Annotated in this window: 25 protein-coding genes, 1 other RNA gene and 2 pseudogenes; 17 read left to right on the forward strand and 11 right to left on the reverse strand. The window is 39.0% G+C overall.

The features are described 5' to 3' along the window. Positions 1–270: 270 nt before the first annotated feature. On the reverse strand, positions 271–1290 hold the full coding sequence (locus tag CVS86_RS00075) for a hypothetical protein (RefSeq protein ID WP_107790576.1): 1020 nt from the start codon (positions 1288–1290) through the stop codon (positions 271–273). A gap of 63 nt (positions 1291–1353) precedes the next feature. On the opposite strand from CVS86_RS00075, the gene CVS86_RS00080 reads away from it, so the two are divergent. Then, positions 1354–2175, forward strand: coding sequence for a thiamine-phosphate kinase (locus CVS86_RS00080; RefSeq protein WP_107790577.1), 822 nt, complete (start codon positions 1354–1356; stop codon positions 2173–2175). Continuing rightward, complete coding sequence (gene truD / locus CVS86_RS00085) at positions 2153–3277, forward strand: tRNA pseudouridine(13) synthase TruD (RefSeq protein ID WP_107790578.1); 1125 nt, start codon at positions 2153–2155, stop codon at positions 3275–3277. The genes CVS86_RS00080 and truD overlap by 23 nt, the downstream gene beginning before the upstream one ends. Before the next feature lie 110 nt (positions 3278–3387). Here the strand turns inward: truD and CVS86_RS10180 are convergent. Both CVS86_RS10180 and CVS86_RS10185 read right to left on the reverse strand, forming a co-directional pair. After that, a pseudogene (locus CVS86_RS10180) lies at positions 3388–4440 on the reverse strand (methyl-accepting chemotaxis protein); the annotation flags it as partial. A gap of 24 nt (positions 4441–4464) precedes the next feature. After that, positions 4465–5358, reverse strand: a pseudogene (locus CVS86_RS10185) (Cache 3/Cache 2 fusion domain-containing protein); the annotation flags it as partial. 508 nt (positions 5359–5866) lie between these two features. On the opposite strand from CVS86_RS10185, the gene rnpB reads away from it, so the two are divergent. Next, positions 5867–6193: RNase P RNA component class A (rnpB, locus tag CVS86_RS00100), an RNA gene on the forward strand. 100 nt (positions 6194–6293) lie between these two features. Here rnpB and CVS86_RS00105 read toward each other — a convergent pair. The 4 genes from CVS86_RS00105 to CVS86_RS00120 are packed head-to-tail and all read right to left on the reverse strand — an operon-like array spanning position 6294 to position 9053. Then, positions 6294–6521 carry a hypothetical protein gene (locus CVS86_RS00105; protein ID WP_107790581.1) on the reverse strand — a complete coding sequence of 76 codons (228 nt, stop codon included), beginning with the start codon at positions 6519–6521 and terminating at the stop codon, positions 6294–6296. Further along, on the reverse strand, positions 6514–6885 hold the full coding sequence (gene fliS / locus CVS86_RS00110) for a flagellar export chaperone FliS (RefSeq protein WP_035167483.1): 372 nt from the start codon (positions 6883–6885) through the stop codon (positions 6514–6516). The genes CVS86_RS00105 and fliS overlap by 8 nt, the downstream gene beginning before the upstream one ends. A 9-nt stretch (positions 6886–6894) precedes the next feature. Beyond that, on the reverse strand, positions 6895–8655 hold the full coding sequence (gene fliD / locus CVS86_RS00115; protein ID WP_107790582.1) for a flagellar filament capping protein FliD: 1761 nt from the start codon (positions 8653–8655) through the stop codon (positions 6895–6897). Positions 8656–8657: 2 nt separating this feature from the next. Then, positions 8658–9053, reverse strand: coding sequence for a FlaG family protein (locus tag CVS86_RS00120; protein ID WP_002942325.1), 396 nt, complete (start codon positions 9051–9053; stop codon positions 8658–8660). A gap of 119 nt (positions 9054–9172) precedes the next feature. Between CVS86_RS00120 and CVS86_RS00125 the strand changes: the two genes are divergently transcribed. The 11 genes from CVS86_RS00125 to CVS86_RS00175 all read left to right on the forward strand — a co-directional run bounded on the left by CVS86_RS00125 (position 9173) and on the right by CVS86_RS00175 (position 17093). Continuing rightward, the gene (locus tag CVS86_RS00125) at positions 9173–9517 is read left to right on the forward strand and encodes an ornithine carbamoyltransferase (RefSeq protein WP_107790583.1); all 345 of its coding nucleotides are present in this window, start codon (positions 9173–9175) and stop codon (positions 9515–9517) included. Further along, positions 9514–10080 (forward strand): 16S rRNA (guanine(966)-N(2))-methyltransferase RsmD, encoded by a 567-nt coding sequence (rsmD, locus tag CVS86_RS00130; protein ID WP_107790584.1) that lies wholly within the window; start codon positions 9514–9516, stop codon positions 10078–10080. Before CVS86_RS00125 ends, rsmD begins: the two co-directional genes overlap by 4 nt. A 57-nt stretch (positions 10081–10137) precedes the next feature. Beyond that, positions 10138–11190 (forward strand): flagellar basal body P-ring protein FlgI, encoded by a 1053-nt coding sequence (locus CVS86_RS00135; RefSeq protein ID WP_002942326.1) that lies wholly within the window; start codon positions 10138–10140, stop codon positions 11188–11190. Then, complete coding sequence (locus tag CVS86_RS00140) at positions 11190–11489, forward strand: rod-binding protein (protein WP_002942304.1); 300 nt, start codon at positions 11190–11192, stop codon at positions 11487–11489. Before CVS86_RS00135 ends, CVS86_RS00140 begins: the two co-directional genes overlap by 1 nt. 58 nt (positions 11490–11547) lie before the next feature. After that, the gene (locus CVS86_RS00145) at positions 11548–11751 is read left to right on the forward strand and encodes a flagellar biosynthesis anti-sigma factor FlgM (RefSeq protein WP_035142326.1); all 204 of its coding nucleotides are present in this window, start codon (positions 11548–11550) and stop codon (positions 11749–11751) included. 16 nt (positions 11752–11767) lie between these two features. Next, the gene (locus tag CVS86_RS00150; RefSeq protein ID WP_012001657.1) at positions 11768–12199 is read left to right on the forward strand and encodes a flagellar export chaperone FlgN; all 432 of its coding nucleotides are present in this window, start codon (positions 11768–11770) and stop codon (positions 12197–12199) included. Positions 12200–12202: 3 nt separating this feature from the next. After that, the gene (flgK, locus tag CVS86_RS00155) at positions 12203–14074 is read left to right on the forward strand and encodes a flagellar hook-associated protein FlgK (RefSeq protein WP_002942291.1); all 1872 of its coding nucleotides are present in this window, start codon (positions 12203–12205) and stop codon (positions 14072–14074) included. Then, positions 14071–14838: a TIGR02757 family protein gene (locus CVS86_RS00160; protein WP_107790585.1), complete on the forward strand. Its 768-nt coding sequence runs from the start codon at positions 14071–14073 to the stop codon at positions 14836–14838. Before flgK ends, CVS86_RS00160 begins: the two co-directional genes overlap by 4 nt. Before the next feature lie 66 nt (positions 14839–14904). After that, positions 14905–15441, forward strand: coding sequence for a superoxide dismutase family protein (locus tag CVS86_RS00165; protein ID WP_103635749.1), 537 nt, complete (start codon positions 14905–14907; stop codon positions 15439–15441). 141 nt (positions 15442–15582) lie between these two features. Next, positions 15583–16344: a TSUP family transporter gene (locus CVS86_RS00170; protein WP_107790586.1), complete on the forward strand. Its 762-nt coding sequence runs from the start codon at positions 15583–15585 to the stop codon at positions 16342–16344. Between the two features lie 65 nt (positions 16345–16409). Beyond that, positions 16410–17093 (forward strand): F0F1 ATP synthase subunit A, encoded by a 684-nt coding sequence (locus tag CVS86_RS00175; RefSeq protein WP_002942300.1) that lies wholly within the window; start codon positions 16410–16412, stop codon positions 17091–17093. 157 nt (positions 17094–17250) lie between these two features. Here the strand turns inward: CVS86_RS00175 and CVS86_RS00180 are convergent, their stop codons facing one another. Then, positions 17251–18024, reverse strand: a complete 774-nt coding sequence (locus CVS86_RS00180) for a creatininase family protein (RefSeq protein ID WP_103574173.1) — start codon at positions 18022–18024, stop codon at positions 17251–17253. Beyond that, positions 18021–19403: a purine-cytosine permease family protein gene (locus CVS86_RS00185; protein WP_103574174.1), complete on the reverse strand. Its 1383-nt coding sequence runs from the start codon at positions 19401–19403 to the stop codon at positions 18021–18023. Before CVS86_RS00185 ends, CVS86_RS00180 begins: the two co-directional genes overlap by 4 nt. 213 nt (positions 19404–19616) lie before the next feature. On the opposite strand from CVS86_RS00185, the gene gatB reads away from it, so the two are divergent. The 3 genes from gatB to CVS86_RS00200 are packed head-to-tail and all read left to right on the forward strand — an operon-like array spanning position 19617 to position 22993. Further along, the gene (gene gatB / locus CVS86_RS00190; protein WP_087583160.1) at positions 19617–21038 is read left to right on the forward strand and encodes an Asp-tRNA(Asn)/Glu-tRNA(Gln) amidotransferase subunit GatB; all 1422 of its coding nucleotides are present in this window, start codon (positions 19617–19619) and stop codon (positions 21036–21038) included. Between the two features lie 12 nt (positions 21039–21050). Further along, positions 21051–21941, forward strand: coding sequence for an NAD(P)H-dependent glycerol-3-phosphate dehydrogenase (locus CVS86_RS00195; protein ID WP_021086264.1), 891 nt, complete (start codon positions 21051–21053; stop codon positions 21939–21941). Then, positions 21938–22993 (forward strand): glycoside hydrolase family 3 N-terminal domain-containing protein, encoded by a 1056-nt coding sequence (locus CVS86_RS00200; protein ID WP_107790587.1) that lies wholly within the window; start codon positions 21938–21940, stop codon positions 22991–22993. The genes CVS86_RS00195 and CVS86_RS00200 overlap by 4 nt, the downstream gene beginning before the upstream one ends. A gap of 17 nt (positions 22994–23010) precedes the next feature. Here the strand turns inward: CVS86_RS00200 and CVS86_RS00205 are convergent, their stop codons facing one another. Continuing rightward, the gene (locus tag CVS86_RS00205) at positions 23011–24201 is read right to left on the reverse strand and encodes an McrC family protein (RefSeq protein WP_107790588.1); all 1191 of its coding nucleotides are present in this window, start codon (positions 24199–24201) and stop codon (positions 23011–23013) included. Then, a complete protein-coding gene (locus CVS86_RS00210; RefSeq protein WP_107790711.1) occupies positions 24173–25639 on the reverse strand; it encodes an McrB family protein in 1467 nt (488 codons plus the stop codon). Before CVS86_RS00210 ends, CVS86_RS00205 begins: the two co-directional genes overlap by 29 nt. Positions 25640–25697 lie beyond the last annotated feature (58 nt).

Raw genomic sequence — 25697 nt, forward strand, 5'->3', positions numbered from 1 at the left:
GTAAAAATTCATGTAAAATAATATGATTTTGCCTTGTGAGAGATAAAATTTGGAGTAAGAGACAAGTGAAAATTAAATTTGATCTGTTATGTGAGCATAAAAACATCTAAATTCAAAAGATCAGAAGTGTAAAAACTTTTACCAGCTTTTGGTAAATTAAGCGTTTAAAATAACTTATTTTTGTTTTTTAGAAAAATTATAAACCCTAAATACAAGATTTAAAATCGCACGAGTGTCATAATGCTTTAAATTTGACGTAGTAAATTTAGCTCACAAATTTACCAAACCAACCTTCAAAACATGCTCTTTTAGCCCGCTTGGTATCTCGCCATTTTCAAGCGCCATTAGCTCGCTCACTCTTAGGACATAAAAGTCTTGCAAGCTTCTGTTAGCACTTTTCTCAAGCTTTTTTGCTAGCGTGTCAAAGATATAAAACTCCGCTTCATTGCTAGCTAGCAAAAAGTCAGCCCCACTATCAAATGCAGCAAAAATTATCTTACTAGCAAGCTTGCAAGCTAGCTCTTCATCGGCCTTTAAAAGCTCATATCCACAAGGCATTTTGGCGTTTAGCTCTATAAAATTTGCCCTATATGTGCTTAAATTTGCTGGCAGTCTGTCTTTTATGGCTATCTTAAACTCTTTAAATTTACTAAGTTTTTCTATATTTTCAAGCTCGTTTTCATATTTTGGCGCAGCTTTTACGCCTAAAATTTCTTTGAAAAATCTAATCGCCTCACTATAAATTTCGCTACCTTCAAATAGCAAATCATCAAGCTCGCAGGCTATCAAAACGCCGTTTTTACCGCCAACTAGCTTTAAAATTTCATCGTTTTTCTCGTTTTTGTAAAGATGATGAGCTAGCATTATCGCTGCTACGCCTATAAAATTTGGCTCGTAGTCTTTTACAAAATCAGCGTAAAAATAGGGCTTAAAGCTAGCGTAAAGCTCTTTGTCGGCTCTTTTGCAAAAGCTAGCAAATGGCTCAAATTTCGCCCAAAAGTCATCATCATTTATGGCAAGATCTAAAACCGCTCTTTTTTCATCAAGCGGGGCTATGCAAAGCTCGCTATCAAATTTTTGAGCTAAATTTGCAAGTGGCTGGGCGGTGCTAACTACGACGTCATTTACCTTGACAAAGCCTTCAAATGGGCTAAAGTAGGGGTCTATGCTTTTTACGTGGGCAAAAAGCTCGTTTAAGTTTGCAAAGTCTGAAATCTCTAAAAAATAGGGCTTAAAATATGCCAAAACATCTCTTTTTGCGTCAAATCTAAAAATCTCAACTCTTTGCATCTCTATCCTTTTTTTAGGCTTATTTTATCCTAAATTTAAAAGGAGTTTCATTATAATAGCTCAATGGATAAAGAAAATTTTACGATTGCATGCTTTAGTAACGCATATATCGGCGATGATGCGGCGGTTGCTGGCAAAATGGTCTTTAGCAAGGACATTTTTGCGCAAAATTCGCACTTTAAGCTTGGCTGGCTAAGCCTTGAAGAGACCGGCTACAAGGCGATGATCGTAAATTTTTCAGATACGATCGTGATGAATGCAAAGCCCAAATTTGCCCTTCTAGGACTTAGTCTGCCAAAGAGCTTCACGCCGCGCCAGATCAGCGAGCTAACTAGCGGCATAAATAGGGCGTGCGAAGAGTTTGGCGTAAAGATAATAGGCGGTGACACGATAAGTAGCCCCATTTTAAACATAAGCGTTAGCGTGATCGGCGAGCTAAAGGGCAGGGCTGTGCTTAGAAAAAATGCTAAATTTGGCGATCTTGTTGCATTTACAGGCAAGCTTGGAGGCAGCCAAAAGGGGCTAAACTCGCTTCTAAGACTGGCTCAAATTTCTAAAAACTCACGCTTTAAAAAGCCTATCTTAAGAGATAAATTTTTTTACAAAGCAGCTCATCTTATAAACTCCGCCATGGATATCTCAGACGGGCTAAATACCGACCTTGGCAAGCTTTTAAAGGCTAGCAAAAAGGGCGCTAAATTTACAAAAAAGCTAAGCAAATTTGAGCTTAGTAGCGGCGAGGAGTATGAGGTTTTATTTACCTTTAGACCTAAAAATTTAAGCGCTATAAAAAGGATTGCCGCAAAAACTAGGACAAAGATCACGATTTTTGCCAAAATTTCACACAAAAGGTTAAGACAAAATGCAAGAAGCCACCACTTTTAAGCCGCTCTATGTGCTAACTCATGCGCCCATCGAGGCATATTTTTCTAAAAATTCAGATGATTTTGTCGTGCGCGAGATACCGCTTTATGAATTTAGCGGTGACGGCGAGCATTTGATCGTTGAAATTTCTAAAAAAGATATGACGACAAGTGACGCTTTGCACGCCTTAAGCGAGGTTACAGGGGCAAAAATGCGCGACTTTGGCTATGCTGGGCTAAAGGACAAGCAAGGTATGACGACACAGTTTATCTCTATGCCTCGTAAATTTGAGAGTGCGCTTGCAAACTTTAGCCACGAAAAGATGAAAATTTTAAATTTAAACGTGCATAAAAACAAGCTTCGCATCGGACATCTAAAGGGTAATAGCTTTTTTATCCGCCTAAAAAAGGTGCTGCCAAGTAGCGCTAAAAAGCTCGAGCAGGCCTTTGTCAGCATCGATAAAATGGGCTATGCAAACTACTTTGGCTATCAGCGTTTTGGCAAATTTGGCGACAATGCTACAACTGGGCTGGAGTTACTTAAAAACGGCACGATAAATGGCAAAAAGAGCAAAAATGTGAAGCTAAATGACTTTTTGATCTCAGCCTATCAAAGCGAACTTTTTAACCGCTATCTTAGCAAAAGGGTTGAAATTTCAAGGTTTGTAAGCGACTTTAGCCTAAATGAGCTAGGTGAAATTTATAAAAACTTTAGCAAAGAAATTCTCCAGGCGATGAAGGCGCAGGAGAGCTTTTTTAAACTTTTGCCAGGAGAGGTCTTGGGGCACTATCCATTTGGCAAGCTCTTTTTGTATGAAAATTTAGATCAAGAGGCGCAAAGATTTGCTAGGCGTGATATCACAAGCCTTGGTCTCATTGTTGGCGCAAAGGCCTATGAGGCAAGCGGCGTGGCAAAAGAGCTTGAGGATGAAATTTTCGCTGAGGCAGTTTTGCTAACTTCAAAGATCGCTGGCTCAAGGCGCTTTAACTGGGCGTATCTTGAAAACACAAGCTACAAATACAACGAAGAAAATGCTCACTTTAGCTTAAATTTCACACTTCAAAAGGGCTCATACGCCACAGTTGTGTTAGAAGAAATTTTGCATAAAAATATATTTGAGTAGGGTAAATTTAAAGATAGGAGAAAAAGGGTCGCTGGCTAAATTTAGCTAGGTGAAATTTAAAAAGGTCTAGCCGGAGCTAGACCTAAGACATTAAATTTAAGAGGTAAAACTTAAGTTCTAAAGACACTTAGTTTTGTATTTAGCGCGTCTGTCATCTTATTTAGATGCTCAGCCGCAGAAGCTATCTCTTCTACGCTTCTAGCATTTTCAGATGAAATTTGATTGATCTCTGAGATGCCATCCATGATCTCATTTACATTCTTACCAGTTGCGATGTAGTCTTGCATAGTCTTATCAGACATCGCTATGGCGTTATTCATCGTTGCGCTCATATCATTTATCGTCTTTTCAACGTCGCTTGCCACATGGGTTAGCTCTTGAATTTGTTTAGAGTTGATACCCATTTGCTCACTGCTATCATTTATCGCTTGAACGATAACGTTGATAGTTGCGTTTATCTCTGTTAGAGATTTTTGAGTTCTCTCAGCTAGCTGTCTAACCTCGTCAGCAACGACTGCAAAGCCGCGTCCATGCTCACCTGCGCGTGCTGCTTCGATGGCTGCGTTAAGAGCAAGTAAATTTGTCTGATCTGCTATGTCATTGATAACAACAAGCACTGATTTTACCTGCTCTGCATCACGGCTAAGCTGCTCGATCTTACCTGCCATTTGATTTTCTACATTAGCAGAATCAACTATCTGAGATGATAGGGCTCTGATAGCGTCAGTTGCTGTTTTTATATGAGTGCTTGCCTTTTGAAGGTCATCTTTACCAGCTTGAGCTATAGATAGAGACTCTTTCATGCTTTCTTGCATAGACTTGCATCTTTGATTTGTCTCTTCAACGATCTGGGTTGATTCTTCTACGCGTTTGCCCGTTTGAAGTGAGGTAGAGCTTAGTTCATTTGCGACTGAGCTGTTTTCGCTTGAAAGGTTTTTAGTATCGCTTATAAGCACTCTTATGCGCTCTATGAAGTTATTTATATCATTACTTATTTTAGCAATTTCATCTTTGCCGTAGATTGGGATTTTAAGAGTAAAGTCAGATGTTATAGCATTTAAATTTGCTCCTAGTCTATCGATAGGATTTGCAACTAGCTTTTTAAGCAAGAAGATAGATACCATAATAAGAAGCAATGTAACTATAATGCTTGCGATGATGAAGTTTTTGCTAACCACTTTTTGAGGTGTTAAAAAGTCATCAGTAACAGCTGAGCCAAGCACTATCCAGTTTAGTTTGTCAAATGGCTCAAAAGCAACTATTCGTTCAACATCACCAGTATTAGCGAATTCAACACCTTCTTTTTGTTTCGCTATTTTTTCCATAGCAGCTTTAACATCACTGCTTAGCTCTTTACCAGCTTGAGTTGGGTGGATTTCAAATTTGTTAGTTTTTGTATTAAAGATAGAGAAGTATCCATGCTCGCCTAGCTTCATTTGTGACATTGTCTTTTGAAGATCTTCTAGGCCTTCAGTAAAGTCGTAACCTATAAATAAAACAGCTACAACTTCGCCGTTTTGAATGACTGGCTCATAGACACACATATAGTTTCTACCAAAAATATTTAAAGCACCCACATATGTCTCTTTGTTCATCATTTTTGGATAGATCGTTTTATTTAGCATACCAAGTGCTCTACTGCCATCATCTAGTAAAAGCGAAGTAGAGACAGCAGCAAATTCATTGCCCGATTTTGCAAAGATAGTTGGGATACCGCCATTTGTTAGCTTTTTGATCTTATCAGAAATTTCATGGTTGTTGTTTAATACACCCATTTTATCCGAAACAAGTTCTAAAGCATCATCATTTTCTGTCTTTATGGTTTGGCTAGTGGCTCTTATGTTGCCTAAAGCTTCTTTTAGGACATGCATATATAGTTGTGCATTATCTTGGTTGTCTTCGTCAAATAGTTCAACTGTATCCATCGCAAGTGCGACATCTTGTTTAACTGTAGTTGCCACTCCATTCTTGATCTCACGCTCCAAAACGTTTGATATAAAAAATACAAAGCAAGCCATACAAATGGCAAGAACTAAAGCGATGATCGCTGAGACCTTGACTAAGATGCTACGCAAATTCATCTATATCCTCCTTGGTTTAGATTTTAAGGTCTTATTATACAAATTTTTTCTCGTAAAACATATAGAATTTTGGGGAAAAATAACTAATTTTAAATTTTTGTTTGCTTTGTATTTATAATTATAACTTTTATGAAACTGGAGTAAAAATTTATAAAAAATTGCTATTTAAATTTAGCTTTTTAAGCAAAATTTATAGTTTGGCAAAAGCAAGAATTTCTTGTTTTTACGGGGCTAAAAATTTAAATTTGTATCGTTTTGTTGATTTGTCGTCTGTTTTATTATATTTGTTTAAGGTTAAAAGCAAAATAACAAAAAAGTGAAATTTGGAGCGTTTTATTCTTGTTTTTGTAAAGAAATTTTAAAAAGATTAAATAAAAAAATTAATTTTATGCCAACTTGTGACAAAATTTGCGTTCAAAAATCAAAAAATGTCTAGATAAAATTTGCTAAATTTGATGAAAAATTTAGCCGCAGGGTAAATTTATATAATTTTAAATATAATCACGCTCTGGCACGGTAAGCGGTCGCTTTTGCGCCTTGCAAAAGAGGAAAGTCCGAGCTGCGATAAGACAAAGTTCCATCTAACGGATGGCTAGGGAAACCTAAGGGATAGTGTAACAGAAAGCAAACTTCCGCCTTGGCGGTAAAGGTGAAACGGCGGGGTAAGAGCCCACCGGCGCGCTTGGTAACTTGCGTGGCCATATAAACCCAACTTGCAGTAAGAAGGGATGGTTTTGGTCTTATATTAAAACCCTTCGCTAGAGCTTGTTTGTAAAAGCAAGCGTAGATAAATGATCGCTCAAGACAGAACTCGGCTTAACGCCGTGCCTCCCTTAAATTTAGAGTAAATTTCAAGTAGTTAGCAGTTGGTAAATTCGAAAGATTTTCAAGACAAAAACGGCAAATATGCCGTGCCTTGAAAGTTTGAGTTTAGATTAATTTTTTACGTATTTTTGAGCTTTTTGTAGTTTTGTAAGCTCGTTTTGGATGTGTGAAGATTTAGTTTTAAAAAGCTCTATCGCACCGCCAATTAGCGCTTGTGCTTCTTGAGCTGAAGCTAAGCTTTTAAACATATCTTCGCTAAAGCTTTGTGATAGTGCAGCTAGCTTTCTTGTGTCTTCGTTTATTAACGCTAGCTTAAATTCATTGACCCAGCTATTCACCTGATGTTACCTCCCTCCATGCTTCTGATAACTGCTTTACGACGTTTGTTACTTCATTTAGCGCGGCTATATCATTTTGGATATTAGCCATCGCAAGAAGCTGCATCTGTCTTGTATAAAGTCCGCTAAGATAGTGAGCTACGTCGCCTTGAGAATAATCAAGCGAGTTTAAAAGCTCAACAAAAATAGCGTTTGTTCTATTTATATAGTAGACTTTTTTCTCTATATCTCCAGCTTCTATCGCTTTTTTGGTGCGAAATATAAATTTCAAAATCCCATCATAAAGCATTTCTATTAATTTAGTTGGGGACTCAATGCCCCCAAAACTCGACTGTGCGTATGCACTATATGCGCTTTGATTCATTTTTTTCTCTTATTTTCTGCTGTTTATTTCAGCATCTATCATTGATTTTAGAGTTGAGAACTGATTTTCTAAACTTGCGATGATAGAGTTATACTTGATGAAGCGCTCTTGCATCGTTGTATATTTCTCATCTAAAAGCTTTTGAGTGCTCTCTTTGTTTTTAGTGATAGACTCACTCTCATCTTTTAGCTGATTTTGCATAGCGATCATAGTGCCTTTCTTGCCAACAGCGCCATCAAGCATATTAGCTAGCTTTGTAAAAAGACCATCAGTTTTTTTAGTCACCGGATTTACAGTGGCTTCACTCATACCAAGAGTTGCTAGTGCAGAAGCTTTGCCTTTTACCTCGATATTTTCGCCATCACTTCTTTTTAAGATGATCCTCTTGCCGCTTTGATCAAGGCTAGCTGTGACTCCGTCTATACCAGCGTCATTGATAGCTTGTTGAAGCTTTAGGGCGTTATCCTCAGCTGTCCCGCCAGCTATGGTTGAAAATATAACTGACTTGCCATTTATCGTTAGATCGCCAGCTTGGATATTTAACGCACCTGCGCTAACGGTTGAGTTGCCCATGTAGCTTATCGGCTCGGTCTTGCTTGAACCCATAAAAAATTTCTGAATTTCTTCTGGATCTTTGCTAAGAGCTGCGTTAAATTTATTTAGATCAAGCTGAAGCTGACCATCTTTGTCAGGCACTATGCCAAATTTACTTAGCGCTTTGCCTTCGCTATCTTGACCATTTACTAGACGTCCGATGTTTGATCTAAGGCTTGAAATTTCACTTACACCTTGGAAAGTACCAGCACCTTTTTCTTCGTCATATTTTGTAGCGATCTCAAGGTTCATAGTCATTAGGTTGTAGTCTTTTATAAACTCTTCAACCGCTTTTACGACCTCTTCAGTGTTTTGAGAGATGCTGACATTTGTCTTGCCAGTCTCATTTAGCGTGATATTTACGCCAGGTCTTAGATCATCAAAGCTATTTTTGCTTCTTTTGATATTTACGCCGTTATATGTAAATTCTGCATCTTGCGCTTTTAGAATTCTATTTTTCTCCAAATTTGATGTCATCTTTGGCGAGCCATCAGGATTTGTTAGCGCTGTGCCGTGCTCGTCTGTGTCTTGAAACTGCGTATCATCCCAGCCAAGCTTGTCTAAGATGCCAGCTGTGTCGTTTGAAAATTTGATAGTCTGTGTAGCGCCAGTGCTGCCTGATTGAAGCATTATTTGATTTGGTTTATCGCCACCAACATTTAAAATTCTAGCTTGCAACTTGCCACCACTTACGTCATTTATCTTATCAACGATATCTTGATAAGTTGTCGATCTTGTCACACCGATAGAGAATTTTTGTCCATCGATCTCAACATCAAACGAGCCAGTATTTGTCGCACCCACCATGCTTGAAGAATTTTTGAAATTCGTGCTTTGAAATGTATCTTTTTGAGCAAGTTTTTGCACATCGATACTAAAGCTTTGCACGCTAACGCCGTTTGCAGCAGAAGCAGTGACGCTTTTGCCAGCGTTATTTGTATTTCTTTTTAGATAAAGTGCCTCGCCGCCAAGTGTTTTGCCACTAACATTTACGTTGCTAACAAGAGTTTTTAGCGCTGCAAGGTCCTTTTGCTTAAGCTCATTTTTCTCTAGTCTTGTTGTAAGTGGTTTGATCTGTCCAGCCTCATCAGCCTCTTTTAGTTTCTTGATAAGCTCATCGTTTAGGCCGCTATTTTTTGTACCGATGCCTAAATTTGTTACGTTACCTACTGCCATTTTTAACTCTCCTTGTCAAAAAGTATTCCGATACTTTCTTTGAAATACTCGCTGATTTTTATAGCTTCTTTGCTCGGAAGCTGTGTTATCTCTTCACCTGTTTTGGCGTCTTTTACTTGCACTACCATTAAATTTAACTTCTCGTTGTAAGCAAATCTTACATTAGTATCGAGCTGTTGCATCTGATAGTTTAGCCTATCAGTGACCTCTCTTGTCTTTCTAGCAAGATCCTCGTTGCTAAGTCCGTCAAGCTCGTTAGCATCCTTTGATTTGCCGTTTTTATCGGCATTTACTTTGACATCAGAGTGCTCGATAGGTCTGCTGTCTATCTGACGCTGAGCCGACGTGCTCATGCTTGCATCAAGTGTTTGATTTGCCGCTGCTTTGAAAATTTCCATAGTTTTACTCCTTAAAACTTACGCTAGCTCCTACATCGGTAAAATTTTAAATTCCTTTAGTATTTATATAAATTTTTGATTATTTAGGTTAAAATCGAGCAAAATTTATAGGACGGGATATGAAAATTTCATTTGAATGCGACTGCATTTTGCTGCAAAAGACCTTGCTGCTTTTTTGTGGAAATTTAGCCGCTCATCATAAGGATTGTGATTTTGTAGTAAGTGACCGCGAGATTGTCACAAAAAAACCGCTATTTATAATAGGTAAGAACGCTCATCTTTCTCATCCATTTACAAGAGCCACTCTTATTGATACGCTTGAGGAGTTTTACTCAGCCACGCAAATTTCAAAGGCAAAAGAGCCAGATCAGATAGTAAATGAAAAGAGTTTGGAGCAAAAAGTATCACTCTTAATAGATAAATTTAAAGCTGATCTGCTTGAAATTTTAAGGGCAAATCAGTGAAGCTTTGCACCAAAATTTCAAGTGGTAAATTTAAAGGCAAAAGGCTAGAGCTACCAAGTCTAAGCACGACTAGAAGCACAAAAAGCATCGTAAAAGAGTCCTTTTTTAACGTCATTAGAGATGAAATGTACTCACTTACATTTATAGAGGGCTTTGGCGGAAGCGGCGTGATGGCAAGCGAGGCTGTTAGTAACGGAGCGCGCGAGGCTATCGCTATCGAAAAAGATAGAGCTGCTTTTAAGATCACGCAAAGTAACCTTGCAAGCCTGCAAAGTCCAAATTTAAAAGCAATAAATGGCGACAGCTTTGCGCTTTTGCCTGATCTTGTAAATTCGCAAAATGGTAAGGTTTTACTCTATCTTGATCCGCCATTTGACATAAGGGCTGGCTTTGATGATATCTACGAAAAGCTTGTAAATTTGATCTCGCAGCTAAAAAAAGAGAAAATTTATATGATAGTTTTTGAGCATAACAGCGATTTTAAATTTGGCGATGAAATTTCTGCGTATAAGCTTGTTAAATTTAAAAAATTTGGAGCTACTTCTCTCTCTTATTTTCAGTAAAAATTTGGAACATCTTTTGCTTTAAAAACCTAAAATAGCTAAATTTTAGGAAAAAATATGAATAAATTTTTATCTTTTGTAGCAGCTTCAGTGATAGCTACTTCAGCCTTTGCTACGCAGATAAAAGAGCTTGCAAACATCGTTGGCGTAAGGGACAACCAGCTAATAGGCTATGGTTTAGTCGTCGGACTAAACGGCACAGGGGACGGCTCAACGTCAAAATTTACGATCCAATCGCTATCAAACATGCTTCAAGGCGTAAATGTCAAGATAAATCCAGATGATATCAAGTCTAAAAACGCAGCTGCTGTTATGGTGACAGCAAAATTACCTGCATTTGCAAGGCATGGCGACAAGCTTGATATCGAGATCTCATCTATCGGCGATGCAAAAAGCTTACAAGGTGGCACACTTCTTATGACTCCGCTAAAGGGCGTTGATGGCGATATCTACGCTTTGGCTCAAGGACCTCTAAGTATCGGTGGCAAGAGTGCGGGTAGAAGTGGCGGCAATCACCCAACCGTTGGCACTATCTTAAATGGTGCCCTTGTGGAGCGCGAGGTCACTTACGATATCTACAACCAAGACAGCATAAAACTAAGCCTAAAAGATACAAATTTTAAAACCGCTCTTGATATCCAAAACGCCATAAATGCAAACATCTCAGACGATACTGCAAAGGCGATCGATCCAAGAACGGTTATTGTTAAAAAGCCAGATGACGTTAGCATCATCGAGCTTGCAAGCGCTGTGCTTGATCTTGATGTGGAGTATAAGCCAGATGAGAAGATCGTAGTTGATGAGAGAACTGGCACGATAGTTAGCGGTATAAACGCGGTAGTTAGTCCAGTCGTGATAACTCATGGCGCTATAACTATAAAGATAGAGCCAAATAGCTACGAAGAGGCGGCGCAAAATGATGTAAATATAGGTAGCGACACCTCGGTGGCTCCTAGTCAAAATTTACTTAAAATTTCAGGTGAGAAAACAACCGTCGCAAACGTGACAAGAGCGCTAAACAAGCTTGGTGCAACACCAAGTGACATCATCTCGATACTTGAAAATTTAAAACGAGTTGGCGCGATACAAGTCGATCTGGAGATAATATAATGCAAATAGACAACACCTTAGCACTAAATTCATACAACGACATCTCAGCAAACAAGATAAAAAATGCAAATGCCAAACAAGATGCACTTTTAAAAGAGCAAACTGATGCTTTTGAAGCATTTATGGTAAAAGCTGTTCTTGATATCGCTTTAAAAGAAGATGATAAGAACTCACTCTATCCAAAAGCCGCTGGCAGCGATATTTACAGGTCTATGTATAACGACGCTATGAGCAAAGCTTTGAGTGGAAATTTAGGTTTTTCAGAACTTTTATACGATTTTTTGAAGAGAGACTCTTAAGTAAATTTATATTTTGCCGATGTAGTGATATAAACATTTTATTTTAAGAGGTATGGATATGATAACTCCTTTGAACCAAAGACCAAACTACCAGGCAAATACGCTAAATAAAAATAGCGATGCTAGAGTTGAAAATGAAAACAAAGAAGTAAAAACAAACGAAAACGCAAGAGTAAAAGAGATAGCTGATGCAATAGCAAATGGCACCTATCAGGTAGATATCTCTAAAACAGCAAAAGCTGTGGCTGATGCGTTGCTCTAAATTTAAAGGAATTTAAATGATAAAGAAGCTTTTGGACGAGGCCATAGGCGAGCTAGACGAGCTTATAAATTTAACGATGCAAGATATCGCCAATATAAAAGAGGCGAAGCACTCAAGCGTTGATGAGAGCGTGAAGAAGAAAAATGCTCTTGTGCGTGCTTTTGAAGATACCAAAAGAGCTTTGGATAAAGAGCTACTAAGGGTTTCAAAAGAGAGTGGCACGACGACACTTGCAAATGTTTTAGATGATGAAGTGAAGTCAAAGCTAGTGCTTATGCGTTCAAAGCTTGAAATTTTGCATAAAGTAAATAAAGAATATGCAAGACACGTCGTTGTTGTTAAGGAGTTTTTCGACTCACTTAGCAAAAAAGTCTTTGGTACTCAGACTAATGAATACGGTCAAGACGGCAGCGGCACAGATAATAATTTTTACAAATCAAGGGTTTAAACAATGGCTAATATCTTTATGTCATTAGGCACAGGCGTTTCAGGGCTAAATGCAGCCCAAGTGCAAATAAGCACAACCGGAAACAACATCACAAACGCCGATAGTAACTACTACACAAGGCAGCGCGTAGTGCAGTCTGCGTCTCCAGCGATGAACACTGTCCCTGGTGGCGTTGGCACAGGCACGCAAGTAGATACTGTGACAAGACTTCACGATGAGTTTGCCTACTCAAGACTAAAATATTCATCATCAAATTTAGAAAATACAGGCTATAAACAGAGAATTTTACAAGAGGCGACAAAATACTTCCCAGATCTAAAAGATAACGGCATGGTAAAAGATATCCAAGAGTATTTTGCAGCGTGGAATAACTTCGCTTCAAACCCAGACGAGGGCGCTCAAAAGGTAAATTTGATAAATAAAGCTAGCGTTTTAACAGCTAGCATCAACCGCTCATCAAAGATGCTTTATGATATGCACACGCAGATAGATGAGACTATAAAGATAAATATAAACGAGATAAATTCACTTGGCAAGCAAATAGCAAATATCAATAAACAAATTCAAAGAGTTGAATCAGGCGCAGACGCTGGTATCAAGATAAATGCAAACGACCTTCGTGACAAGCGCGATGAGCTAGAGCTTGCTATGTCAAAGCTGGTAAATACAGCCGTTTATAAAAGCGATCTAAAAAGCGAGTCAAGGATAGATACTGGCATAAGCGATCAAGGAAGATACTACAACCTAAATATCGGCGGTGTGAGTATCGTTGATGGTGTAAATTTTCATGAAATTTCTATGAGCTCAACTGAGAGTGGGCAATACACTAAAATTTATTATGAAAGAGAAGATGGCAGACGTATCCCTATGGAGGAGAAGATCACAAATGGCAAGATAGGAGCTGCACTTGATCTTAGAGGCCGTAACTACGAGCCAGATAATGATAAATTTAGTGATGGTATCATCCAAAAATATATCGATAACCTAAATACATTTTCAAAAACTTTAATAACTAGCACAAACAATGTCTATGCCGAGTCTGCGGTTGAAATTTCAAACTCAGATCCGATCAGCTACCTAGAAAACGACAAGACGCTGATGAACCATGATAACAGCATAAGAAACGGCAGCTTTGATGCTATCGTTTATGATAACAAAGGCAACGTCGTAGCCAAAAAGACTATCGAGATAAACGGCACTACGACGATGAATGATACAAAATACGGCAACTCTGTTGTGCAAGATTTTAACTCAAATTCAGACGATAACAACGACAACAACATGCTAAATGACGTCGATGACTTTTTTGAAGCGTCGTATTTTTATGATAAAAACACGCATCAAGGCACATTTGCGCTCATACCAAAGCAAGCTCAAGGGCTTTATAGCATCTCAATAGTCGATCATGGCACAAATTTCCCAGGCGTTGTTGGTATCAACAGATTTTTTTCTGGCACAAACTCAAATACAATAGGTATCAATCAAAATTTCACCCAAGATCACACAAAACTTCGTGCCTACTCAAAGCCAGTTGTGGGAAACAACGAAGTTGCAAACAAGATGATCCAGCTTCAGTACCAAAAGCAGACATTTTACTCAAGTGGCACTGCGCTTGATAGGGATGAGACGATCGAGGGATATTACCGCTATTTTACGACCGATATGGCGAGCGATACCGAGGCAAACAACACGATCCACGACACAAATACATCTTTGCAAAGGACTGCTGAAGAGGAGTTTCAATCAACAAGTGGCGTAGATACCAACGAAGAGCTTACAAATTTGATCCGCTTTCAAGCAAGCTACGGCGCAGCTGCAAAGATCATCACGACCGTTGATCAGATGTTAGACACTCTTCTTTCACTAAAACAATGAGTGATCTAAAGAGCCTTTTAGACTCGCACGTACTAAGTAAAAATACAAGCTCGGGGCTATTTGACGCCCCAGACCCACTTCAAGTCGCCTCTAAATTTAAAGAGCCAAATATAGCACTCATTTGTGCGTTATTTGCCTATGGCAACGCAAAAATGATAGTGAAATTTCTAAATTCGCTTGATTTTAGTTTGCTTGATGAGAGCGAGCAAAATATCAAGAAAAATTTATCAAATTTCAAATACCGCTTTCAAAATGAAAACGACGTAAAAGAAATTTTCATCACGCTTTCACGCCTGAAAAAAGAGGGCTGCATAGAGGAAATTTTAGCCCGTGGTCTTGCAAAAAACGGCGAGATGATAGAGGGCGTAAATGAGCTTATTAAATTTATTTATGGGCTAAATTCTTACCGCTCAGATGGGTATGAGTTTTTCTTTGGAAAGAGCTTTAGCAAAGAGCCTCAAAGCCCATATAAACGCTACAATATGTATCTTCGCTGGATGGTGCGAGATAGCGACATCGACCTTGGAGTGTTTAAAAATTTACCAAAAGATAGGCTTTTGATGCCACTTGACGTGCATACGCATAGGGTTTCGCTAAATTTAGGGCTTATAAATAGAAAAAGCTACGACTTCAAAGCGGTCATGGAGCTTACAAATAGGCTTAGAGAATTTGATAAGCTTGATCCGATCAAATACGACTTTGCGCTTTATAGGATAGGGCAGAGCAAAGAGCTAGAAACTATCGTAAAAAATCTCAAAAAATAAAAATTATTGCTAAATTTTTAAATTTAGGATAGACTTGCCATACAATTTTATCCATAAGGAGCTCGTATGAAAAAAATCGTTTTACTAAGTGCAGTTTTAGGAACTTTGCTTTTTGCTCACGAGGGTCATCACTTTGATCCAAAAGCTGGAGAGCATCTAGTTATACCAGTTAATGAGCTAAGTGAAAAGGGCGATAAAAACGTTGGTGAAATAGTAGCTGTTAAGACAAACTACGGCGTAGCGTTTTTTCCAAATTTAAAAGGTCTTCCTGCAGGACTTCACGGCTTTCACGTTCATCAAAATGCTGATTGCGGTGCAACTGAAAAAGGTCTTGGCATGAAAGCTGGCGGTCACTGGGATCCAGCTGAGACAAAAATGCACTCATTTGCATGGGACGATAAGGGTCACAAAGGCGATCTACCAGCGCTTTACGTAGATGCTGAGGGCAATGCAAACTACCCAGTGCTAGCTCCAAAGATTAAAAACCTTGACGAGCTAAAAGGTCACTCACTAATGGTTCACGTTGGTGGCGATAACCACAGCGACCAGCCAAAAGCACTTGGCGGCGGCGGCGCTAGAATGCTTTGCGGCGTTATTAAGTAATCAAACCACGCAAAAAGCCTTTAAATTTAATGTTTAAAGGCTTTTTAAATTTCGCACTCAAATTTAACCTTCATTTCTAAGATGAAATTTCAAAATTTTAAACTACAATCCGCTTTTAACTTAAATTTACAAAGAACAAAAATGGAATTTGACCTACTTAGCTACACTGTCTTTTTTGTCGCCGCGTTTTTGGGTGGTTTTATCGACGCGATCGCAGGTGGCGGCGGACTGATCACATTGCCAGCCATCATGGCTATGGGCGTGCCACCTCATCTTGCTCTTGGCACAAACAAGCTTCAAGGCGTCTTTGGCAGCTTCACGGCAACGCTAAATTTCACTAAAAAAGGGCTGATTAATTACAAAGAGTGCTTTGTTGGCATAGTTTTTACATTTATTGGAGCGGCCATTGGCGCAACGCTCATCTTATTTTTAAATGCAAATTTCTTAAAAATAATCATCCCATTTTTGCTAATCGCCATCTTCATCTATACGCTTTTTATGCCAAAAATAGGCGAGAGCGACAGGGCTGCAAAGATGAATGAGAAGCTATTTTATGTCATATTTGGACTAATTCTTGGCTTTTATGATGGCTTTTTTGGCCCAGGAGCAGGCTCGTTTTGGATGTTTGCGATGGTGGCTTTAATTGGGCTAAATTTAAAAAAAGCTGTCGCTCACACAAAGGCTTTAAATTTTACCAGCAACATCGTAGCGCTTGGCGTTTTTATAGCAGGCGGGCAGATACTTTGGCTAGTTGGCTTTTTGATGGCTGTAGGGCAAATTTTAGGAGCATATTTTGGCTCAAATTTAGTCATCAAAAAAGAGATCAAATTTATTAGAACGATGTTTTTGATAGTTGTCGCAGCGACCATTTGCAAACTACTTTTTGACTACTTCAAAGCTTAAAATTAAAAATGTTTTAACAATAATTTTGTTACAATCACGCAAAATTCTAAATCTAAGGTAAATCAATGAAAGATTTGTTTCTATTCTCAAATTTGCTAAACCATTCACATGCCTTTGTCTATGCGTTTCACTTTTGCCTTGTAGCTTTGATCATCCTTATCGTTGCTTACATCGCAAGGAGCAAGATGCAGCTTGTACCAAGAGGCCTTCAAAACATAGTTGAGGCTTATTTAGAGGGCGTTATCTCTATGGGTAAAGATACTTTAGGCAGCGAAAAGCTAGCTAGAAAATACCTCCCACTTGTTGCAACTATCGGTTTTATCGTATTTTTCTCAAACGTCATTGGTATCATCCCTGGCTTTGAGTCACCAAGCTCAAGCTTAAATTTGACTTTAGTTTTGGCTTTGGTTGTATTTATTTACTATAACTTTGAGGGCATTAGAGAAAATGGCTTTTTCAAATACTTTGGACACTTCATGGGACCAAACAAATTTCTAGCTCCTATTATGTTTCCAGTCGAAGTCATCTCACATCTTTCACGTGTAGTTTCGCTATCTTTCCGTCTTTTTGGTAACATCAAGGGCGATGACTTGTTCTTACTTGCGATGCTTACACTTGCACCTTGGTTTGCTCCACTTCCAGCCTTTGCACTTCTAACACTTATGGCTGTTTTGCAAACATTTATTTTTATGATGCTAACTTACGTTTATCTAGCTGGCGCAGTCGCTATTAGCGAGCATGAGCATTAAAATTTAAAGCCATATTTTATATGGCTTTTCTCTTTTTTAAATTTCTACTATCTATCAACTTTAACTTTCAAGCAACATTTTAAAATAAAAAATAAAGTATTAAATTTAGTGAAGAATTAAGCAGTAAAAATGTGTGCTATCTCTAGCACACATAAATTTATTTTCTGTGGTCGTATTTCCAGCCCATTTTTTCAAGCTTTTCAACGATCTCGACAACGTAGTCAGTCACACAATCAAGCATCTTTTGACCTTTTTCTAGGCTAGCTTTTGTGCTATCTCCAGTAGCACCTGTTTCTGTTACCTCTTTGATATCCCAGATGATGGTGCTAAACTCGCCAAAACCGATAACGTCATGAGGCACTTGTGACTTTGCGTACTCTAAATTTACAAGTTCAGGCTTAACCGCCATTGTTATAGAAGTCTCGCCCTCTCCGCCGTGACCAAGTCCGTCCCAGACGTCAAATATACCTTTTAGTCTAGCTCCTGTGATATTCCACCAAGCAGGGATAAAGACCAAAACAGCGTCTTTGTGTCTATCTTTTACCTTTCTAGCGGCGATCTCAAGGGCAGGGATGTTGCCGTCGTGGCCATTTAGGATGATGATATGTTTTATGCCGTTATTTATAAGGCTCTCAAAAATATCTTCAGCGATCGCTATCGTGGTTTCAAATCTAAGAGTGACTGACATAGGAAATTGATTGTAGTGGATAGAAGTACCAAAAGGCACGCCTGGAACAACGATGGTCTTTCCAAGTCTTAGAGCTGCTCTTTTTGCGATCTCTTCAGGCACGAAAAGATCAGGCCCAAGTGGCAGGTGCCAGCCATGGCTCTCGCAGCTACCAAAGGTCGTGATAGCGCTATCTATCTCGTGCGCCTCAAATTTTTGCTTTAGCTCTCTTGCGCTAAATTCGTTCAAAACTACCTTTTTCATCTCATCTCCTTGTTAAAAAATTTATAAAATATCGGATAGATAATAATCGTAATAACTAACGCTACAAGACCTGATGGTAGGTCAAATGGAAGTGGCAAATAGTACTGGAAGATAAATCCAAGCAAAGCGCCTATGACAAATGAAATAACGCCAGCCATGTGATAGTCTGGTTCGCTATTAAATTTAGCGATGTCGTATTTTCCTTTTTTGATGATGTAATAATCAGCTATCAGCGGACCAGCAAGAGGCGGAGCAAATGTGCCAAGTATCGTGATGAATGATGCAAAAAACATTTGATAAAAGGCAAATGAGCCAAGCACAGTGCCTACTACGCCAGCGATTAACACTAGTTTTTTTCTATTTATGTTTAAATTTATGCTTGAGAGCACCGGGCCAGTATATAGTGAGTTGCAGTATAGCTCGGCGTTATTTGTAGTCCAAAGCGATGCTGTCCAAGCGATGACACCGATGATAGCTAAAAGGGCTGACTTTGTTAGCATCCACTCTACGTAGTTAAACTGACCAACGCTTACTGCGCCGATGTAGCCAACTATGTTTAAAAGAGGGTTTGTTAGTATAAAGCAAGCCACGACACCAGCGATGACAGCTTTTACTGATTTGTTAAATCTAAATAGATCAACACCCATAACAGCTCCTGCTATCCAGCTACCAACGACAGCTGTGATGGCATTTCCAAGTCCAAGACCTTGTATATTTTTGGTCTTTTCTAAAAAGGCCGCAGCTCCGCCACCCTCTGCTAACATCTCGTAGCCAACATAGACTGCGATGATCAAGATAACAGGGCTTATAGGGATCGCGATAGCCTCGATAGCTTTGATGCCCACGTATGCTGTGATGGTGAATATGATGCCAAAGATAAAGCAAGCAAGAAAGACCTCAAGCGTGATCGGTGTGATATCTTTGTAGCCAAAATTTGCCGGATCAAAGACGATGACGCCACTTGGGTTACCTATAAATGAACCCCAAATTTGACCGACCATGCCAGTGATGCTGGCAAACCAGCCAAGTGTTAGCAGTGCCATGATGATCATTGGCAAATTTGCACCTTTCATGCCGTAAGAGTACCTAGAAACTAGAGCTAGGCTCATACCAGTTTTTTGGGCCATTATGCCAAGTAGCGCAGTGATGATACTTAGCGAGCCCATACCTAAAATGATCGCCCAAAGGGCAGTTTGAGGTGAGACGCCAGGCTTTCCGCCAAAACCGGCCAGAACGCCACCTATGAAAAGTCCAGTAACGACGTAGCCAAAACCTACCCAGACCATTATCTGGTTAAATGTCGGGCGTCGCTCAGACATCGGAACCGGAGACAGCATACGTTCGCCATCTTCTAAAACAACATTCTCTTTGTCGCTCATACAAGCTCCTTTCATAAAATTTTATCTTTTTTTATTATAGCTATATTATTTTTTTCTTACGAAAAATATTTAATTTGTAATTTAAATTTTTATCATTAATGTTACGAATTGTTAGTGTTTTTAAATTTCCTTAAAAGCACTCCTTTAGATATTTTAAAAGAAAGTATCGCTAAAATACGCACTAAAAATTTGCATAAATTTAAAGGTAAAAATATGTTTGAAGTCGTTATCGGTTTAGAAGTTCATACTCAGCTTAATACAAAAACTAAAATTTTCTGCTCTTGCTCGACTAGCTTTGGCGACGAGGCGAACACCCACGTTTGTCCGACCTGCCTAGCTCTGCCTGGAGCGCTACCTGTACTAAACAAAGAGGCTGTCAAAAAGGCGATCAGCTTTGGCACAGCGATAAACGCTAAGATAAATAAAAAATCAGTCTTTAATAGAAAAAACTACTTCTACCCAGACCTTCCAAAGGCATATCAAATTTCACAGTTTGAGATACCTATCGTAGAAGGCGGCGAGCTCATCATCGACGTAAATGGCACTAAAAAACGCATCGGCGTAACTAGAGCGCACCTTGAGGAGGATGCTGGCAAAAATATCCACGAAGAAAATGAGAGCCTAGTTGATCTAAACAGAGCTGGCACGCCGCTTCTTGAGATAGTTAGCGAGCCAGACCTTAGAAGTAGCGACGAGGCGGTAGCTTATCTTAAAAAACTACACTCGATCCTTCGCTTTTTAAACATCAGCGACGCAAATATGCAAGAAGGTAGCTTCCGCTGCGACGCAAACGTCTCTATCCGTCCAAAAGGCGATACCAAGCTTTATACAAGGGTCGAGATAAAAAACCTAAACTCATTTAAATTTATCCAAAAAGCGATCGACTACGAGGTAGAGCGCCAAAGTGCAGCGTGGGAAGATGGCAAATATGACGAAGAGGTCTATCAAGAGACAAGGCTGTTTGACACGACAAATTTAGTGACAAGATCGATGCGTGGCAAAGAGGATAGCGCGGAGTATAGATACTTCCCTGACCCTGATTTGCTGCCTGTTGAAGTGCCAGAAGAGATGTATAACGAAGCGATCAAAATTCCAGAGCTTGCCGAGCAAAAGGTCGCAAGATATGTTAGCGAGCTAGGCGTAAAAGAGAGCGATGCACTAAATTTAACCCAAAGCGTTGAGATGGCTAGATATTTTGAAGAGCTGATCGCCGCTGGAATTCAACCAAAGCTTGCTACTACGTGGCTCATAGTCGAGCTTCTTGGTCGCTTAAATAACGGCGTAACGATCGAGACAAGCCCAGTTAGCAGCGCTAAGATGATAAATTTACTAAAACGCATAGAAGATGGCACGATAAGCGGCAAGGCTGCAAAAGAGGTATTAGACTATCTAATGGAGCATGACGCAGACGTTGATAGCGTCATCGAAAAGCTTGGCTTGAAGCAAGTGAGCGACGACTCAGCGATCATCGCAATTATAGATCAAATTTTAGCTGCAAACGCCGACAAAGTCGAAGAGTATAAAAGCGGCAAAGATAAGATGTTTGGATTTTTTGTCGGTCAGGTGATGAAAGAGGGTAAGGGTGCCTTTAACCCAGGCAAGGTCAATGAGCTTTTAAAGGCCAAAATAGGCTAAAAAAGGGCTAAAATGAGCATAGCAGTCATCGGAGCTGGCAAGTGGGGCAGTGCGCTTTTTCACGCATTTAGTGAAAATAACGAGTGCGTCATCAGCTCAAGAACCCCAAGAGAGATGCCAAATTTTGTAAGCTTGGATGAAGCTTTGGAGTGCGAATATCTAGTTTGCACGATCCCAACGCAAGCTACAAATTTATGGTTAAAGCAAAACTACAAAAACAAAGGTCAAAAGATCCTAGTCGCCAGCAAAGGCATAGACACGGCAAATCTCAAATTTCTAAATGAAATTTATGAAGACTTTGTTGATAGAGAAAATTTGGCCTTTCTTTCTGGGCCGACCTTTGCAAAAGAGATCATGCAAAAGCTGCCTTGTGCTTTGGTGGTAAATTCTAAAAATCAAAATTTAGCTTTAAAATTTGCCTCATTTTTCCCAAGCTATATGAAAGCTTACACTTCTGATGATGTGATCGGTGCTGAGGTGTGTGGAGCCTATAAAAACGTGATCGCCATAGCTGGTGGCATCTGCGACGGACTTGGTCTTGGCAACAATGCAAGGGCTAGCCTCATTTCGAGGGGGCTTGTTGAGATGGCTAGATTTGGTAAATTTTTTGGTGCAAAAGATGAGACATTTATGGGGCTAAGCGGCGCAGGAGATCTTTTCTTAACCGCTTCGTCGATACTCTCGCGCAACTACCGCGTAGGTCTTGGCATAGCAAGGCACGAGAGGCTGGAGAAAATTTTAAATGAGCTTGGCGAGGTGGCAGAGGGTGTCGATACTGCAAGGGCTATTAGCAAGATCGCTAAAGAAAAGGGCATATATGTGCCCATAGCCAGTGAGGTTGAAAATATGCTAAATGGCAAAGATGTTTTTGAGAGCGTAAAATCGCTTTTGGGAAGAAGATGAGAGCTTTTAAATTTATACTTTTTGTAGCTATTTTTGCTTTGGGGTTAAGCGGCGCAGAGGTGAGCCTAAGAGCCAAGGTCTCGCAAATGATAATGGTTGGCTTTAACGGAGCTAGCACAAAAGACGCTGCGTTTCGCGCGATGTTAAGTGACGCTGGGTATGAGAGATTTGGCGGAGTGATGCTACTTGGTAGAAACGTCACTAGCAAAGCCCAGCTAAAAGCTAGCATAAAGGCGATCAAAGAGAAAAGTCCTAAAATTTTTATCGCCATTGACGAAGAGGGCGGCAACGTAAGCCGTATGAAGGATGAGAGCTTTGACGGCCCATATCCTAGCGCATACGAGGTCGCAAGCACGCTTGATATCAAAAGCGCTTATGATCTCTACTCAAAAATGGCTATAAATTTAAAAGAGTGCGGCATAAACCTAAATTTCGCCCCAGTTGTTGATTTGCACGATGAAAACTCGCCGATCATCGCCGCTAAGCAAAGGGCGTTTAGCGAGTATGCGAGCAAGGTTGTGATCTACGCTGATGCTTTTATGGACGCATTTAAAGAACAGGGCATCCTAACGACACTTAAGCACTTCCCAGGGCATGGCAACTCAAAAGAGGACTCACATAAAAATAAGAGTGAGGTCACGTTAAGTAAAGACGCGCTACTACCATACAAAGACGCTATAAGCACTGGTAGAGCGCAGATCATCATGGTAGGGCACCTTTTTGTGAAGGGCATCGACGAGGACAATCCAGCCACGCTTTCTAAAAAAATAATAACCGACCTCTTGCGAAATGAGCTTAAATTTAATGGCGTGGTTATCAGCGATGATATGCTGATGAAAGGCGTTGGCGATGAAGCTTTAGCGCAAAAAGTGGTGAAATTTATAAACGCTGGTGGCGATATCTTGCTCTTTAGCGAGTTTAAGATAAATAACCAAAGAACGGCTGATCTGATCACTCAGATCATAATCGATGCTGTAAATGAGAAAAAGATCAGCAAAGAGCGAATCGACGCATCATACAAGAGGATAATGGCTCTAAAAGCGAAGATGTAAATTTGATTTTTAGAAAGTTAGATTAGTAAATTTGTGTTATTTTCGTCTTTTTCAAGATCAAAATATAAAATTTCAAGCCGTATTTCATCGTCGTATTTAAAATTCATAGACTCTTGTTTTATGCCGTCTATCTTTGGATATATCAGATGAAGCTTGCCGCACTCGTGTTTTTTGCCGTAAGCGTAGAGTTGATATAGGTCGGCTTGTGAGATATCATCTTTTGAGCTTATGATCTTCCATTTTGTGTCGGCTATAAATTTGCCTTTTAAAAATATATCGGGCCTTAGTTTAAAACTTTTTGGCTCTTCAACGAGGTGTTTTTCTGAGTGTTGTAATATAGTGCCTGAAAACTTTTTCTTTATAAAATTTCCAACATAGCTTTCAAAAAGTGCATTCATATCAAATAGCAAGGCAAAGGCTAGATCATCGCCCTTGTGTGGTGTAAAAGAGTTGCCAAGCAAAAATATCTTACACCATAAAAGCGTTTGCTCGTAGTGCTTTACTTGGCGGTTTATGACAAGCTTTGCAAAGAAATTTTTATAATTCTCACACTCCGAAACCTCATCAAATATAAACAAAAGCTCGCGTATTTTTTGCTGATTTTTACTAGAATTTGACTTTTTGTATAGAAATTTAAGTGTTGTTTTTATAATCCTATTTATCTTTATATCGTTTAAAAATTCGCTGTATCCTACATAAAACCGCTCTTTATGGACGCTATTTCTTTTGATCTGCTCGTTTATACTAAGCTTTCCTTTTAGGAAATTTAGATTCTCCTCTAGCGCCACATAGTCACTTTTTATCCCCTTTTTTACAAGAGCTTCAAGCTCGCATAAAAACATCGAGATGAAAATTTCTAAAAGCGGTAAATTTTGGGTTTTTAGATTAGCTAAATTTGAGCTTTTAAATGGGAAATTTTTTAGCGTTCTTAGCATTTTTATAAAAACTGCTTTTGATCTTTCAGCGTCTTTTTTGTCTGCTATTTTTGGCAAAATCTCTATCGTTAAGCCACTTTTTGTTTGCAAAACGCCGACATAATTTCTAGCTTGTATAAATTTCCCGCCAACCCCGCTTGCTATCCTTAAAAACGGCGCATTTTCATCGCTATTTTTAAGGATAAAATTTTCTATATCTTTAAAGTCTTTTTTGTCTATATCGTGCTGATATATGCGCTCAAACTCAGTAATCGTTATCTGGGTTTGCTTCATCTGCTTGGCTACTTGTTAAATTGTAAATTTTTAGATAGTTTTGCTCGTCGTAAAAAGCTTCTTTGTCTATTTCGTATAAAATTTTGTCGTTTATATAGTCAGTATCGCTTTTAAATAAAACTTTTGCTGGCTTCTTTTCTTTGATAAATTGACTATCGCCCAAAACCAGCCTTATTTTCTCCCAGTCGTCGTAAAAATACTCTTGTAGTAGTGGTAAAATTTTATTTTTAAAGACATTTGCAAGCGTTTTTAAGTCTGACACGTTTATAAAATAAGCATGTCCTATCGTGTGATCTCTGTCATAAAGATACTCTATACGTTCGTTTATCGTTTTTAGCATTTCGCCTATATTTATGCCTTCGATATTTATTTTGTTTAGTTTGTCATATTCTGGCATCATCTCCACGAACTCAAACCTTCTTCTAAGCGCCGTATCCATAAGGGCTATGCTGCGATCTGCTGTATTCATCGTGCCTATTATGTATAAATTTGACGGCACTCCAAATTTCTCTTTTGAATATGGCAGCTCCACCATTATCTCGTCATCTGCTCCGAGCCTTTTTGACGGCTCTACAAGAGTTATGAGCTCACCAAAAATTTTCGATATATTTCCGCGGTTGATCTCGTCGATAAAGATGGCATATTTTGGTGTGTTGTCATTAAAAAACTTTTGTCGCTCATCTTTTGGCAGATCGCAAAAATCCCTAAGTTTGCCTTTGTAATCACTAAGAAGCAAGGCGTTTTCGCAGCACTGATAAAAAATTCCTTTTGATATCTCATAGGTTATATCGCCATCTTCGTTTTCGTCATCAAATACTGGCTTTATACCCTCAACAAATTCCTCATATCCATAGCTTTGGTGAAATGTTATAAATTTAAAATTCTCTTTAGTGTAGCTTGTGCCTACTTTTTGTTCTTTTATCTCTTTATATTTTTCATAAAGCTCTATGACCTCAGGACACTCATCATTAAGTATTTTTATATCTACATGCCATTCGCTTTTCTCATTTTTCTCGAAGATAAAAGGCGCTCGTCTTTCTTGTGTTTTTACATATTCACAATCCATTTTTGCATGAAATAACAAATCTGATGATATTGTTTGTATTGGTGTTTTTGAACCTGATTTTATTGATTTTAATTTAAATAAAATGTGATTTACTATGCCGTTATTTAACTTAAGCCAACCGCCATTAGTGTTTGACATAGCCGCATCATACAGTATGGCTGCTGCCACTTGATACCAAGTGTAGCTTTCTATTTTTAACATTTCATATAGTGCATCAGTATTATCACTCGATTTTATATTGAGATTTTGAGTAAATTTACCCATGAGTTTTGAAAGCTTATATGTTTTTCCAGTTCCTGGAGGGCCATATAAAATTTGATTTAGTGAAAAATTTACCTTAGCTTTTTGTTGTCCATTGTTTTCTGTTGGCATTGTATCTCCTTTGCCATTTTTAAATTCTATGTATTTGTTTACTGCAGAGTTACAATTA

The sequence above is a fragment of the Campylobacter concisus genome, assembly GCF_003048605.1.
Classification (GTDB): Bacteria; Campylobacterota; Campylobacteria; order Campylobacterales; family Campylobacteraceae; genus Campylobacter_A; species Campylobacter_A concisus_BM.

What these genes read in the sequence shown, in the direction of transcription:
- CVS86_RS00205 (WP_107790588.1), bottom strand. Translation starts at nt 24,201, where the DNA reads ATGAAGCAAACCCAGATAACGATTACTGAGTTTGAGCGCATATATCAG.
- CVS86_RS00120 (WP_002942325.1), bottom strand. Translation starts at nt 9,053, where the DNA reads ATGGAAATTTTCAAAGCAGCGGCAAATCAAACACTTGATGCAAGCATG.
- fliD (WP_107790582.1), bottom strand. Translation starts at nt 8,655, where the DNA reads ATGGCAGTAGGTAACGTAACAAATTTAGGCATCGGTACAAAAAATAGC.
- CVS86_RS00080 (WP_107790577.1), top strand. Translation starts at nt 1,354, where the DNA reads ATGGATAAAGAAAATTTTACGATTGCATGCTTTAGTAACGCATATATC.
- CVS86_RS00175 (WP_002942300.1), top strand. Translation starts at nt 16,410, where the DNA reads ATGAAAGATTTGTTTCTATTCTCAAATTTGCTAAACCATTCACATGCC.
- CVS86_RS00170 (WP_107790586.1), top strand. Translation starts at nt 15,583, where the DNA reads ATGGAATTTGACCTACTTAGCTACACTGTCTTTTTTGTCGCCGCGTTT.
- truD (WP_107790578.1), top strand. Translation starts at nt 2,153, where the DNA reads ATGCAAGAAGCCACCACTTTTAAGCCGCTCTATGTGCTAACTCATGCG.
- CVS86_RS00135 (WP_002942326.1), top strand. Translation starts at nt 10,138, where the DNA reads ATGAATAAATTTTTATCTTTTGTAGCAGCTTCAGTGATAGCTACTTCA.
- CVS86_RS00160 (WP_107790585.1), top strand. Translation starts at nt 14,071, where the DNA reads ATGAGTGATCTAAAGAGCCTTTTAGACTCGCACGTACTAAGTAAAAAT.
- gatB (WP_087583160.1), top strand. Translation starts at nt 19,617, where the DNA reads ATGTTTGAAGTCGTTATCGGTTTAGAAGTTCATACTCAGCTTAATACA.
- flgK (WP_002942291.1), top strand. Translation starts at nt 12,203, where the DNA reads ATGGCTAATATCTTTATGTCATTAGGCACAGGCGTTTCAGGGCTAAAT.
- CVS86_RS00145 (WP_035142326.1), top strand. Translation starts at nt 11,548, where the DNA reads ATGATAACTCCTTTGAACCAAAGACCAAACTACCAGGCAAATACGCTA.
- CVS86_RS00195 (WP_021086264.1), top strand. Translation starts at nt 21,051, where the DNA reads ATGAGCATAGCAGTCATCGGAGCTGGCAAGTGGGGCAGTGCGCTTTTT.
- CVS86_RS00180 (WP_103574173.1), bottom strand. Translation starts at nt 18,024, where the DNA reads ATGAAAAAGGTAGTTTTGAACGAATTTAGCGCAAGAGAGCTAAAGCAA.
- CVS86_RS00125 (WP_107790583.1), top strand. Translation starts at nt 9,173, where the DNA reads ATGAAAATTTCATTTGAATGCGACTGCATTTTGCTGCAAAAGACCTTG.
- CVS86_RS00165 (WP_103635749.1), top strand. Translation starts at nt 14,905, where the DNA reads ATGAAAAAAATCGTTTTACTAAGTGCAGTTTTAGGAACTTTGCTTTTT.
- CVS86_RS00210 (WP_107790711.1), bottom strand. Translation starts at nt 25,639, where the DNA reads ATGCCAACAGAAAACAATGGACAACAAAAAGCTAAGGTAAATTTTTCA.
- fliS (WP_035167483.1), bottom strand. Translation starts at nt 6,885, where the DNA reads ATGAATCAAAGCGCATATAGTGCATACGCACAGTCGAGTTTTGGGGGC.
- CVS86_RS00185 (WP_103574174.1), bottom strand. Translation starts at nt 19,403, where the DNA reads ATGAGCGACAAAGAGAATGTTGTTTTAGAAGATGGCGAACGTATGCTG.
- CVS86_RS00150 (WP_012001657.1), top strand. Translation starts at nt 11,768, where the DNA reads ATGATAAAGAAGCTTTTGGACGAGGCCATAGGCGAGCTAGACGAGCTT.
- CVS86_RS00075 (WP_107790576.1), bottom strand. Translation starts at nt 1,290, where the DNA reads ATGCAAAGAGTTGAGATTTTTAGATTTGACGCAAAAAGAGATGTTTTG.
- CVS86_RS00200 (WP_107790587.1), top strand. Translation starts at nt 21,938, where the DNA reads ATGAGAGCTTTTAAATTTATACTTTTTGTAGCTATTTTTGCTTTGGGG.
- CVS86_RS00140 (WP_002942304.1), top strand. Translation starts at nt 11,190, where the DNA reads ATGCAAATAGACAACACCTTAGCACTAAATTCATACAACGACATCTCA.